The following is a 12617-nucleotide window of genomic DNA, read 5'->3' on the forward strand; positions in this document are numbered from 1 at the left end:
TAATCGCGCTCAAAATCGGCAAATTTTGGCAAATTTCACTGTTCCACAATGCCCATTACTCCCGTTCTCCCGCTCATCTTTAATCTACAATACTTTGAAACAGCCCTGCTCCCAGGAGGGGAAGACAACCCACCCCTAGCCCCTCCCAGGAGGGGAGGGGAAGACAGGAGAAAAGGGAATGAACGAGGAGGTAGGATCTAAGTTTTGTCCCTTGATTTTTCTGCCCAACTATGCGCCTAAAATACGCTCCTTTTTGAGCGTTAAGAGCTGAAAATCAGGCATTTTTAAAAGCTCCAAAAAGGCTAATATCATGTCCGGTTGAATACTTACACTTTGGAGGAGGTAAGGCAGCGGGAGCTGGAGGCAGGAGGCAGAAGCGGTGCGACCCCGCGTCGGCGTCAGACGCAAGGGAATGCGCACCAAGAGAGGAAAGAAAAGGTTAGAAGGGAAAAGGTTTTTTATCACGCTATTATCCGGACATGATATAAAACCTTTATCTGTAAATACTTTTAGATTTAATCAGCAAGCCCTAATTAGCCATAATTAATGAAGGCAGAGGGCAGAAGAAACAATTGGATGGAGTTTTTGACCCCAGCCAATTATAGGCACTACTAGACGGTGGGGTTTTATACCCTTGTTCCTTGAAGGTGACAAGCAAAGAGTGGGAGGAACAATTCCCTTCTGTCTCCTGCCCTCTGCCTTTCCTGATAAATCAGTTATCTTTAGTCATCTTTAAGATGACTTCTGCTATGAGCAAATAAATTTATTTCTTGGCGGTAAACTTTTAAGATGAAGCAAAAATGTTAACCTTTTAGTTGATTTCACAGCTTTTAATTATTGTCTGTCTCCTGCTATACCAAAGACTACTAGGTTAGCTTGCTCAGAATAGAATACGGTTTTTTAGTCTTTCAAGATGAAGCAAAAATGCTAACCTTTTAGTTGATTTCACAGCTTTTAATTATTGTCTGTTTCCTACGATACCAGTTGATTTGATTGAACTCAGATCGTTGACTCTTGAGACTATTTGGTTTTCTATCATCACAGACATTGTTAGATTATGTCAATAGTTGCCCTAATTTCTGGAGACAAAAGACTACATATAACTATATATGACTATATTTGTGTTGAATGTTTATGATACCAACTTCAGTTAATTTATTGTCATCAAAAGGCCATTAATTGAAGATCAAAAACTTTGGCTGAAACTGTTAACACATAATTTTTTTTTGAGAAATTTAGCACAAATGCCATGATCGATCGCCAAGATATCAACCAGACCTCAATTACTCAAGGACTTACAGAAAACGAAGTTATTACTCGTCGTAATGCTGGTCTAGGAAATCAGGTCAAATTAGATACAAGTCGCTCCTATAGCCAAATACTAAAGGAAAACTTATTTACTTTTATCAATGCTGTTTTCTTAACTATTAGCCTTGTTTTACTCTCCATTTCTCGTTATGGGGATGCTTTCCTTGTGATTGTGGTTATTTTAGGTGGTGTTGTAGTTAGTGTTTGCCAAGAAATATGGGCTAAACAAAAACTAGATCAAATTGCTCTATTAACAAGACCATTAGCTACCGTTATTCGAGAAAGTAAACAACAAAACATTGATCCCAGTGAAATCGTAGTCGGAGATATATTAGTTGCCCAGGCTGGAGATCAAATAGTAGTTGATGGCCAAATCGTAGGAGAAGGCCGAATTGAAGTGGACGAATCACTACTAACTGGAGAATCAGATCTAATTCCGAAGCAAGTGGGACTACCAGTTTATTCTGGTAGTTTTTGTGTTAGTGGTACTGCTTGTTATGTAGCTCAAAAAGTAGGAACTGAAAGTTTTGCCTATCAATTAACAGTTAGTGCCAGAGCATTCCGTCAAATTTACACCCCCCTACAACAAGAAATTAACTTGGTAATTAGAGTATTTTTACTCTTGTCATGCTTTTTGTGGATACTTGTTGCCATTAACTGGTTTATAAGGATTTATACATTTGCTGACAGCGTACAATATGCTGCAGTAATTGCTGGCCTTGTACCAAGTGGGCTTTATTTGGCTATAACTCTTGCTTATGCCCTCGGTGCAGTCAAAATGGTAGGGCAGGAAGTTCTGATTCAGCAAGCTAATGCTGTGGAATCATTGAGTAATGTAGATGTTTTATGCTTGGACAAAACTGGCACATTAACAGCTAACCGAATTCGTTTACAGACTGTCTATCCCATAGGAATTAATGAAGTTAAGTTACGAAGTTTGTTGGGTGATTATGCGGCTAGCACTACTGCGAAAAATCAAACAATTGAAGCTGTAGAAGAAGTTTGCTCTGGACATCGACTGGAGCTAATTGCAGAAATTCCTTTTACTTCAGCTCGTAAATGGAGCGGTATGAGTTTTGAAGGTCAAAAGGAAAGTTCAGATTCTGGAACATACATTCTTGGCGCCCCAGAAGTATTAGCGACAGTTACACCTCTAAGTACAGAAGTTACTCAGCAAATTCAAGAATTAGCTCAACAGGGTCTTCGAGTCCTTTTATTTACTCATAGCCCAAATATTAATAGCTTGAATAATGATTTGGAACAGCCACAACTACCTACTGAATTAACTCCTCTGGGAATTATTAGCTTTAAAGATGAACTAAGGCCAGAAGCTCGTGAAACGATACATGGTTTTTCTGAAGCTGGAATAGAGGTAAAAGTAATTTCAGGAGATAATCCTCAGACTGTGGCTACTTTGGCCTTACAAGCCGGACTTGGCTCGGATATTCAAGTTATTTCTGGGGCGGAGTTGGCCGAATTAGATGAAGCTCAGTTTATTCAAGCTGCTGAAGCAAATACAATTTTTGGCCGTGTTACTCCAGAGCAGAAAGCTAAACTAATTCGCAGCTTTAAGGAGCAAGGTCATTATGTAGCGATGATTGGAGATGGGGTTAATGATGTTTTGTCATTGAAAGAGGCAAATTTGGCGATCGCTATGGAGGGTGGTAGTAAGGCCACTCGTAGTGTGGCGGATATTGTTTTGCTGAAAAATTCTTTTGGGTCTTTGCCTCATACTTTTCTGGAAGGACAACGCATTCGTAATGGTATACAGGATGTACTGAAACTGTTTATGATTAGGGTGTTTTGTGTCAGCTTATTGATTTTTGCTACAGGATTTGTTGGTGGGACTTTCCCACTATTGAATAAGCATAGTGCAGTTGTTACTCTTATATCAGTGGGTTTTCCTAGTTTTTGTATTCCTCTGTGGGCAAAGTCAGGAATGTTGCCTCGTCGTAGTTTGGTGCGATCGCTACTTCACTTTACTTTACCTGCTACTTTGAGTCTTACTCTTGTCGCTTTGGGTGTTTATTTGGGTTATTTAGTTGTGACAGTGTTGGCTTCTCTTGAGGAAAATAGTCTGATGGATAATAGTGTGGTTATTACTAATCAGCTTCTTTCTGTTCCTCGTAGTGCCTTAGTAACTATTATGGTTTTGTGTGGTCTACTCTTAGTGCCTTTTCTGAAGCCCCCAAGTAGGGTTTGGGTTGGTGGAGAACCTTTGAGTAGAGACTGGCGTTATTCCCTAGTTGCCTTGGCCTTGTTAGGAATCTATGTGATAATTTTAGCTGTTCCGCCTCTACGTCAATTTTTTGAATTATCTTTACTAAGTGCCCATGATTATGTTGTGATTAGTTGGGTAGCTTTAGTGTGGTGTTTATTATTACGTTATGTCTGGCGAGCCAAACTTCTAGACAAATTTTTAGGTGTGGACCTTAGTTAAAAAAGCGGTCAGCAGTCAGCTATCAGCTATCAGCTATTAATTTATTGTCTTTAGAGCAGGAATTAGCATTGAGAGATTTAGAGAGAATTCAAAGTATTGAAAAAAAACTAACCTTAACAACTGATAACTGATAACTGAATAACTGAAATGACTTGGTATAATAAAAGTCATACATAAAGATAGTCTTATGTAGTCAAGTGATGTCAAATATCTTCGTTGATTTATGCAAGCATAGCTACTAAATATTTGACAAAATTTAATAACTCAAAGGCCATAAGTTTAATAGTATAATGAAATTGACTATTAATTCCAGACTAAATCAAAATAAAAATTCCGAAATTCTCGAATCCTAATATAATTTTAACCCCTTGATTTATGAAATTAGTTGAGAGACATATTATTCAAAAAAATCATCGGTTTTATGATGAAATTGACAGACTATGTTTCTTGTCGAAAAATCTTTATAACTATGCTAACTATTTAGTTCGTCAATCTTTCATCTTTGAAAATAATTATCGTCACTATTACGACCTGCAAAAAACACTCTCTACTCAATCAGATTATCAAGCAATACCAGCTAAAGTATCTCAACAAATCTTGATGATACTAGATAGAAATTGGAAAAGTTTTTTAGCAGCGAACGAAGTTTATAAACAGAACCCATCGAAGTTTAATGCTCGTCCTCGTCTTCCGAGATATAAAAATAAAATAACAGGAAGAAATCTTGTAGTTTATACCACACAAGCTATCAGTAAGAAGCAATTCAAACAAGGAATTATTAATCCCAGTAAAACCGGGATTTATCTAAAAACATTAGTACCTACTTCACAAATTAAACAAGTTCGTCTCGTCCCCAGACTGAACCATTATGTAATAGAGGTGATTTATGAGAAATGCGAAAAACAATACGAGCTAGAGAAAAATAGTTGTGCAAGTGTTGATATAGGATTAAACAATCTAGCTACATTAACTTTTAATCAAGCCGGAATAAAACCGCTATTGATCAATGGCAGACCGTTAAAATCTATCAATCAATACTATAACAAAGTGAAGAGTTTCTTACAATCTAAACTCAAAGAAAATCAATGGAGTAAGAGGCTGAAAAAGCTTTGCAATAAAAGAGAATTTAAAATCAACAATTACCTTCATAAAGCATCCCGTTTAATTATTAATACTCTAATTGATCGGGAAATAGGAACATTGATAATCGGTCACAATGAAGAGTGGAAACAGAAGATAAATTTAGGGAAAAGAAATAATCAAAACTTTGTATCTGTTCCCTATAACAAGTTAATAGAAATGTTATCTTATAAAGCCAAGATGGTAGGGATAGATGTAATTATTACAGAAGAATCTTATACCTCCACATCAAGCTTTATAGATAATGATTTGATTCCTGTTTACAACAAAAGTGAGAAAAATCAAGTCACCTTTTCAGGAAAAAGAGTAAAGAGAGGTTTGTATCGTACCGCAAGCAAAAGATTAATTAATGCCGATGTGAATGGTTCTTTAAATATTATGAGAAAAGCAGTCCCAAATGTTTTTGACTATGGGATAGAGGGTGTTGTAGTTCACCCAGTCAGGGTAACTCCTGCAAAATAAGGATTAGTCAGCCTTTGACTATATTTTTATGAACTATAATCCCTCTAGGATATCCAAAAAAATCTCCTATTTCTTCTATCCTTTGCTTGCCTTTGCTTAGGCTTTTCATATTTATCCCGATCTCTAATTCCTGATTTCTAACTCCTGAATTATACCCATCTGTAAAATACTTTTTCAGCAAATCTTGTTGATTTTTGCCTAATTTCTGATTCACTAAACAGAGAATTTACACCTTATGCTAAATACAAAAACAATCCTTTCAATTCTATTAGTATTTATTCCAATTTCAATTGCAGGTCATTTCCTAGAATGGGGTTCATCGGCTATCTTTATTACATCTGCTATAGCAATTATTCCTTTAGCAGGTTGGATGGGTACAGCTACAGAAGAAATTGCTGTTGTTCTTGGTCCTAACTTAGGTGGATTCTTGAATGCTACATTTGGAAATGCTACAGAATTAATTATTGGTATTGTTGCTCTAAATGCGGGGTTAGTAAGTGTAGTAAAAGCAAGTATTACTGGCTCTATAATTGGTAACTTATTGTTAGTAATGGGTTTATCAATGTTTTTAGGTGGGCTACGTTTCAAAGAACAAAAATTTCAGTCTGTAGTAGCTCGTTTAAATGCTTCAGCAATGAACTTAGCTGTAATTGCAATTTTAGTTCCAACAGCCGTAAATGCTACTTCTGATGGTATTAGTCAAAATACTATGCAAAATTTGTCGGGTGCAGTAGCAGTAGTTTTAATTGCTGTTTATATACTCACCTTATTATTTTCCATGAAGACCCACTCTTATTTATATGAAGTTGGTGTGGCAGGTAATGAATCAGAAGATTCAGCTTCTAATACTGATACTGAATCAGAAGAACATTCTGAACATAAACCTAATTTATTACTGTGGATTTCTGTACTATTAGTAGCAACTTTAGCAGTAGCATTTGAATCAGAATTATTGGTTGATTCTCTCGAAGAAGCTACAGAAACTTTGGGATTAACTACTTTATTTACTGGTGTAATTGTAGTTCCAATTATTGGTAATGCTGCCGAACACGCTACGGCAGTTACTGTTGCTATGAAAAATAAAATGGATTTGTCTGTTTCAGTGGCAGTAGGTTCTAGTTTACAGATTGCTTTATTTGTAGCACCAGTGTTAATTTTGGCGGGTTTATTACTCGGTCAACCAATGGATTTGAATTTTAATCCTTTTGAATTAGTAGCAGTAGTAGTAGCAGTATTAATTGCTAATTCTGTAAGTTCTGATGGTCGTTCTGATTGGTTAGAAGGAGCTTTATTATTAGCAGCTTACGCCGTTTTGGGATTAGCTTTCTATTACCATCCTGTCATTGAAGGATTAAGTTAACGAAGTCAGAAGTTAGTAGGGGAGATGGGGGGATGGGGAGATGGGGAGATAGGGAGATAGGGGGATGGGGAGATGGGGAGATAGGGGGATGGGGAGATGGGGGAATCGACACACCTAGAAACAAAAATCTATTGCACAGTTTTAGCTGAAACGCTCTACTACTAGACCTCTTATTTACTTTTCTTCCCTTTTAACTTTTGACTTTTGATTTCTTCCCTTTTAACTTTTAACTTTTGACTTTTGACTTTTGACTTCTAATTTCTTCCCTTCTAACTTTTAACTTTTGACTTCTGATTTCTTCCCTTTTAACTTTTAACTTTTGACTTTTGACTTTTGACTTCTAACTTCTAACTCCGTCGTTTATAAGTAACTTAATTTCTATGCTAGCCAAAAGAATTTTACCTTGTCTTGATGTTAATGCAGGTCGAGTCGTTAAAGGTGTCAACTTTGTTGATCTTCAAGATGCTGGAGACCCTGTAGAACTGGCCCAAGTATACAATGATGCTGGTGCTGATGAATTGGTCTTTCTTGATATTACTGCTACTCACGAAGACCGAGGTACCATAATAGATGTGGTCTATAGGACCGCAGAGCAGGTTTTTATACCTCTAACAGTTGGTGGTGGTATCCAATCCTTAGAAAATATTAAAGATTTGTTAAGAGCAGGTGCAGATAAAGTCAGTATAAATTCGGCAGCGGTGCGTAATCCTGACTTGATTGATCGGGCAAGTGACCGTTTCGGGGATCAATGTATCGTGGTAGCTATTGATGCCCGTCGTCGTCTAGACTCAGACACATTAGGATGGGACGTTTATGTGCGGGGTGGACGAGAAAATACTGGCAAAGATGCAATATCTTGGGCATTGGAAGTGGAGAAAAGAGGTGCAGGAGAGATTCTTGTTACAAGTATGGATGCTGATGGAACCCAAGCTGGTTATGATTTAGCGCTCACTAGAGCTATAGCAGAAAATGTTCAAATTCCAGTGGTTGCTTCTGGTGGTGCGGGTAACTGTCAGCACATTTTTGAGGCTTTAACTGAGGGTAGGGCAGAAGCGGCTTTACTTGCTTCTTTACTTCATTATGGTCAACTAAGTGTGTCGGAAATTAAGGATTATTTGGCTAATCATCAAGTTCCTGTGAGACATGGTTAAGGCTAATTAACGTTATAGCGCTACGTCTTTTGGTTAGGACAATAAGTTGAGATTTTGACTACTCCCCGCAGCTATTGCCGAGGGGATTCTAAGCAGATACTACGCAACAGGATAAATCCGTGTTGCTCCGTCTATTCTTAGCTGACCAAAGACAAACTCTCTGGGGACAAGTCAAAGTGCCCCTACACAGTCGGCTTAAGTTTAACCTTAGCTTTCTGCTTACTTTTGTGATTATATTTGCAGCCCCATTACAATCTGCATTAATTAACCAATTATTACTACTTTTATACAAACCACGCTTTATTCTTTTTCCTGACGGTTTCCAATCATTGGGTTTCTCACCATAAATAGGCAGATCGTCACCATCTAAAAATGAAGCTATACTTGTATAACTCTCTTGGTGTTTCTATAAATATTATTCCATATTCAGAGCATAACTGAGCTATTCTTTCTTTCAGTCTAGCTGTAGGAATTGGCACAAATTCTGAATTATTTTTTTTTCCTAATTCTATTTGATTTTTCTGACCTTTATTCCAACCAAAAACAATTGTACCAATAGAATTTTTTAAACAATGATTAATTACTATTCTGGCTGCTTTATTAATTCCGTCACGAATTTGGTTGCGAGGAACGAAGCAATCACGTTTTTCTGTAGTGGCAGCTAGTTTATTTGACCAAAATCCAGTCGGTTGATTTTCTTTAATAGTTGATACTTGTTTGTTGTACCAACGATTCATTGATTTTATCTGTTTCCCATCTACAACCCGTGCTTGTACCTACATTAGATACACAGGTCAACCAATTATTTACACCATGGTCTATTCCTAATACATTATCTTGATTTAATTGAGGTTTAACTACTTCTTCTTTTTCATAGACAAATTCTTGGGTAAAGCATCTATTTCTCGGTAATATTCTCAGTTCTTTAAGAGATAAAAATTCAAGATTACTTGGCATAGGAATATAAAAGCAATCTAGACCAAACCAGCGCTTACAGGTATTACAAGCGTGGTACTCTAATTTGATTATCTTTAAGTTTTAATGCTTGTTTGGGATAGCTAACTGTAGCCATTCCCCCTTTTTTTCTATAGTTAGGAATCCTTGGTCTGTGTTCGATTGTACCTTCATTATAGGCTTTTATTAGACCATAATAAGAGCGAAATGATTCAGCTACAGTTCTCAATATTTGTTGTGCTGCTTGAGAATATAAAACTTTATAGTGATTGTTCTTTTTGTATACCAATTCTTGCGTCATACTTGCCAATGCCTTTTTGAGACTTAAAATATAGTTGCCTGGCATAATATATTCCCATGTTAGTTAGCTTGTGAGACTGTTCGCACAAGAATTTTAAGATAGCAATTAATTCGGGATTTTTACCTACTAAAACTTGCTGACAAGAGTACATTTGAAACAGGCGGACCGAAAACTTATTGTTAATCATAGTAACAGAGGACTACTTTAGTTGTCTAGTCTAAATAACTCCCTTGTTTTAATCCCCACGGTTCAAATACGGGACCTTCAACGTGGCTTTTCGGTCAAATAAAATACATCGGATTAAAATCCGACTCCTCGCCTTTCATCCATCGCTTAAAAGACGATGGCTTTCATGCTCCCGTGTTATTTAGGTAAGGGAACAGGGAACAGGGAACAGGGAACAGAGGAATGTCCTAACCTATTTGCGTAGCGCTATACTTTTATCCCATATTCTGCACGTCAACTTGTAACATTAAAAGTAGTATATAAATCTGTAGCTTGGTAGGTATTTATACTATGCAAATCATCTCAATTACTTTTTTCGTTGATCAAATTCCGAGTAAAAAATTAAGCATAAATACTTGCTCTTATGATTACTCAATCACGGCAGCTATAATTTTCTTCTAAATTCTGTCTCCTGTCTCCCCCTCCCCTCCTGGGAGGGGCTAGGGGTGGGTTGGGAGGGGGAGGGGCGAGGGGTGGGTTGTCTACTGACTCCTGACCCTATACTACATCTTGTGGTGCGGAATGTGGGTTTTATATTTTTTTAGTAAAAAAATTAGGGTGTTTTTTTAAGAAATGTTGTTAGAATAGAGGAACTGTTACAAAACGTAACTTATGTTATTCACTATTCTAATACTTGATGTGGCCTTAGTGGCTTGGTCCTTGCATCTCATGCAGGAATCATTCAATCATCGAGAATTTTCCCTAATGCTAGCTGGTATTTTAGTTGCTACATCTGCTGCTGCAATGATGGTAGTTTATTTTCTGATGGGTACTTGTATGAGTGACCTAGCTCAAATGTCTCAACACTCCTATGCATATTTTTAAGGTGGTCTTGAAGGTTTAATGAAGTCAGAAGTCAGAAGTTGTTTTTGTAACGGGGATTTGAGCAAGTCTCTACACCTACATTCCGCAAGACAAAACGTAGCATAAAAATACAAGTCAAAAGTCAAAAGTTAAAAGTTAAAAGTTAAAAGTCAGAAGTCAAAAGTCAGAAGAAAGTTATATTGGTCAATAAGAGTCAATAATTCAGTAAGTATTTATTGCTTAATATTTAACTGAGAATTTGACTTTTGAGAAGTAATTTATACAGTATAAATATTTACCAATAATAGAAATTGTATACTACTTTTAATGTTACGCTCTTGACGTGCGGAATGTGGGATTAAATATCAAAGCATTGACTTATATTGGTTTTAGCATTTTTTGATCTAAAAAAGTACCAGCTTTTCAGCTTTTTGAACTGAAAAGCTAGTATTTTGGGACGATTATGGCAGAAAAATAACTCTGACAATTTTTCCGACTACCTCCTCTATAATTCCCATTTATTCTGTCTCCTGTCTCCTGTGTCCTGTCTCCTACCCCTACTAAAAGACTTTTGAGCGCAAACCCTAACTCCTACTTGGAAGTCCATTAATTTAGCGAATGTTCATCTTGTAATTTTTTCATCTCTTCCCTAACTTCAATTGCTATTTCTAGAGCTTCGTTAAGTAATTTTCCATGTTCGCTAGCTTTATCATTAATTTGCAAAGCTGTCAAAGTATTAAAATTAAAGGTAAATAAGTCTGTATTATTATTAATAAATTTATTATTTTCCCGGATAATTCGCTCAGTTTTCAATGCCCTAATTAAATCTTCTCTAATTAGTTTGAGAGCCTCCATAATTTTGGTGCGATTACTTAATTTAACTTGGGGGTTCCCAGCAGCTTCAATTCTGTCATTAATAGCGATCGCTTGAATAATCGAATTATATTTATCTATATCCTCAAATAATTTAATCAGACGTTGATTTTTACGAGTCATAAATATTTTATAGATATCTTCTAAAAATAATCCTATTGCCATAACTAAATAAATAACTATTAATAATAAATGGTGTTTATTTAAGATTTGTACTACCATCCAGTAACTAACTAATAACAGCAAAGCTATTAGTAAACTTTTCAAACCTTCTAATAAATATTTAGTTTTGGTGGGCGGTCGCAATATTTTACCTAAACTTACTCCACTTAGATGTTTAAGTTCACCCTTTGTAATTTCTAATCCTTCTAAATCTAACCGCATAATTGTTTGAAATTTTTAGATTTAATCAGCAAGCCCTAATTATTAATTATTAATTGTTAATTATTAATTGTTGAACATACCCATAAATTTGATTGTGATAGATTCTGTTGTTAATTGGCAATCAAATAATCAAATAATATATAGCAATATGATTTTAGTTGTGAGATATTAGAGACTTTTGTTTTAGGTATGGAGGGAATAGGTATGGAGGGAAGAAACGAATACATAAGAATAAGATAACTGCTATATTCTATGCTTTAAAGAAACACCTCAATTCTCACATCTGATTCCTGATTGCTATAGTTATCTTTTTCTTTTGGGTTTAATACCCCACCGTCTAAACGGTGTTTACAATTGGTTGGGTTTTGAACCCCCACCCACTTCTTCCTTCTTCCTTCTTCCTTCTTTCTTCCCTCCTGACTCCTGACTTTTAAGTAATTAAGATTAATATCATACACTAATTCACCAAAGCCGATTTTTGTAGTGTAAATTTCACTTTTGGTTGACCAACATTATAAGTTAAAGCATAACTATTAGCCAATATCCAAAACCATAAACTAGGATAACGAGGTTCTAACCAAGGTTGAATCCAGCGGGCAAAACTAGGCAACCATCCTAATAGGAAATTCATTAAACTAAACAAAGTGAAATTGATATAACTTATTGTCCAGAGTAATACTTCCTGAAAGTTGATAAAATCTAAAATCCACAATAAAAGATAAGGATTTTTTCTAGCTGCTTTTAGAGCTAATCTAGTAAAAGTAAACCAATTAGCTCTATCCTTAATAAAAGTATCTGCTACTTCTGGTGGTTCCTCTGCTAATAATCCAAAAAATGTATTCAATATAGAATTAATTCTTTGGGGTGGTAAAAACTTTCCAGTTGGGACCATCATTCCTTTAGAAAATAACCAAGTAACAGCAATATTACTTTGATAAGCACGAATTTGATTTAAGTGATTAGCACTGAGTAAATCATATTTTAAAGCAGTATCTAGAAGATCGGTTAAACGAGGTAAATTTCTGACTAAAGAACCAAAACCAGTAAACACTAAAGGAGACTGGAGAGAAGCAGCATCACCAATACAAATTAAACGGTCAAAAGCCACCTGGCGATCGCTACCTTTGATACTAAAATGCCCAGGAATATAACCAAAAGTTGGCTTTTTCCAAACTAATTTATCCATGTCACACCGTCGATATTCTGGCAAGATTA

At 36.0% G+C, this 12617-nt stretch carries 11 protein-coding genes and 1 pseudogene; 5 read left to right on the plus strand and 7 right to left on the minus strand.

The genetic code is table 11. The annotated features are described in order from the left end of the window. The first annotated feature begins 1249 nt into the window (after positions 1 to 1249). Together F6K54_RS28670 and F6K54_RS28675 are read left to right on the plus strand one after the other, a co-directional pair. Positions 1250 to 3748, plus strand: a complete 2499-nt coding sequence (locus F6K54_RS28670; RefSeq protein ID WP_293085304.1) for an HAD-IC family P-type ATPase — start codon at positions 1250 to 1252, stop codon at positions 3746 to 3748. 375 nt (positions 3749 to 4123) lie between these two features. Next, positions 4124 to 5350: a transposase gene (locus F6K54_RS28675; RefSeq protein ID WP_293085307.1), complete on the plus strand. Its 1227-nt coding sequence runs from the start codon at positions 4124 to 4126 to the stop codon at positions 5348 to 5350. Between the two features lie 7 nt (positions 5351 to 5357). Here the strand turns inward: F6K54_RS28675 and F6K54_RS28680 are convergent, their stop codons facing one another. Then, on the minus strand, positions 5358 to 5564 hold the full coding sequence (locus F6K54_RS28680) for a hypothetical protein (RefSeq protein WP_293085310.1): 207 nt from the start codon (positions 5562 to 5564) through the stop codon (positions 5358 to 5360). Between the two features lie 21 nt (positions 5565 to 5585). Between F6K54_RS28680 and cax the strand changes: the two genes are divergently transcribed. Both cax and hisF read left to right on the plus strand, forming a co-directional pair. Then, on the plus strand, positions 5586 to 6710 hold the full coding sequence (gene cax, locus F6K54_RS28685; RefSeq protein WP_293085313.1) for a calcium/proton exchanger: 1125 nt from the start codon (positions 5586 to 5588) through the stop codon (positions 6708 to 6710). A gap of 380 nt (positions 6711 to 7090) precedes the next feature. Further along, positions 7091 to 7861: an imidazole glycerol phosphate synthase subunit HisF gene (gene hisF / locus F6K54_RS28690; RefSeq protein WP_293085315.1), complete on the plus strand. Its 771-nt coding sequence runs from the start codon at positions 7091 to 7093 to the stop codon at positions 7859 to 7861. A gap of 359 nt (positions 7862 to 8220) precedes the next feature. Here the strand turns inward: hisF and F6K54_RS28695 are convergent, their stop codons facing one another. From F6K54_RS28695 to F6K54_RS28705, 3 genes are read right to left on the minus strand one after another with little or no spacing between them, the layout of a single operon-like run. Continuing rightward, on the minus strand, positions 8221 to 8598 hold the full coding sequence (locus F6K54_RS28695; protein ID WP_293085318.1) for an IS200/IS605 family accessory protein TnpB-related protein: 378 nt from the start codon (positions 8596 to 8598) through the stop codon (positions 8221 to 8223). Next, complete coding sequence (locus F6K54_RS28700; RefSeq protein WP_293085321.1) at positions 8561 to 8818, minus strand: hypothetical protein; 258 nt, start codon at positions 8816 to 8818, stop codon at positions 8561 to 8563. The genes F6K54_RS28695 and F6K54_RS28700 overlap by 38 nt, the downstream gene beginning before the upstream one ends. Before the next feature lie 43 nt (positions 8819 to 8861). Then, a complete protein-coding gene (locus tag F6K54_RS28705; protein WP_293085324.1) occupies positions 8862 to 9161 on the minus strand; it encodes a hypothetical protein in 300 nt (99 codons plus the stop codon). Positions 9162 to 9953: 792 nt separating this feature from the next. Here F6K54_RS28705 and F6K54_RS28710 point away from each other — a divergent pair. Then, positions 9954 to 10166 carry a hypothetical protein gene (locus F6K54_RS28710; protein WP_293085327.1) on the plus strand — a complete coding sequence of 71 codons (213 nt, stop codon included), beginning with the start codon at positions 9954 to 9956 and terminating at the stop codon, positions 10164 to 10166. 585 nt (positions 10167 to 10751) lie between these two features. On the opposite strand, the gene F6K54_RS28715 is transcribed toward F6K54_RS28710, so the two are convergent. From F6K54_RS28715 to F6K54_RS28725, 3 genes and pseudogenes are all read right to left on the minus strand, one after another. Continuing rightward, positions 10752 to 11402 carry a hypothetical protein gene (locus F6K54_RS28715; RefSeq protein WP_293085329.1) on the minus strand — a complete coding sequence of 217 codons (651 nt, stop codon included), beginning with the start codon at positions 11400 to 11402 and terminating at the stop codon, positions 10752 to 10754. A gap of 257 nt (positions 11403 to 11659) precedes the next feature. Continuing rightward, positions 11660 to 11860, minus strand: coding sequence for a hypothetical protein (locus F6K54_RS28720; protein ID WP_293085332.1), 201 nt, complete (start codon positions 11858 to 11860; stop codon positions 11660 to 11662). Next, positions 11860 to 12617, minus strand: a pseudogene (locus F6K54_RS28725) (flavin-dependent dehydrogenase); the annotation flags it as partial. The pseudogene F6K54_RS28725 and the gene F6K54_RS28720, both read right to left, overlap by 1 nt.

It is taken from the genome of Okeania sp. SIO3B5, assembly GCF_010692555.1.
GTDB lineage: Bacteria > Cyanobacteriota > Cyanobacteriia > Cyanobacteriales > Microcoleaceae > Okeania.

Coding starts and splice junctions, on each gene's coding strand:
- hisF (WP_293085315.1), top strand. CDS start 7,091: ATGCTAGCCAAAAGAATTTTACCTTGTCTTGATGTTAATGCAGGTCGA.
- F6K54_RS28715 (WP_293085329.1), bottom strand. CDS start 11,402: ATGCGGTTAGATTTAGAAGGATTAGAAATTACAAAGGGTGAACTTAAA.
- F6K54_RS28670 (WP_293085304.1), top strand. CDS start 1,250: ATGATCGATCGCCAAGATATCAACCAGACCTCAATTACTCAAGGACTT.
- cax (WP_293085313.1), top strand. CDS start 5,586: ATGCTAAATACAAAAACAATCCTTTCAATTCTATTAGTATTTATTCCA.
- F6K54_RS28710 (WP_293085327.1), top strand. CDS start 9,954: ATGTTATTCACTATTCTAATACTTGATGTGGCCTTAGTGGCTTGGTCC.
- F6K54_RS28695 (WP_293085318.1), bottom strand. CDS start 8,598: ATGAATCGTTGGTACAACAAACAAGTATCAACTATTAAAGAAAATCAA.
- F6K54_RS28705 (WP_293085324.1), bottom strand. CDS start 9,161: ATGCCAGGCAACTATATTTTAAGTCTCAAAAAGGCATTGGCAAGTATG.
- F6K54_RS28675 (WP_293085307.1), top strand. CDS start 4,124: ATGAAATTAGTTGAGAGACATATTATTCAAAAAAATCATCGGTTTTAT.
- F6K54_RS28700 (WP_293085321.1), bottom strand. CDS start 8,818: ATGCCAAGTAATCTTGAATTTTTATCTCTTAAAGAACTGAGAATATTA.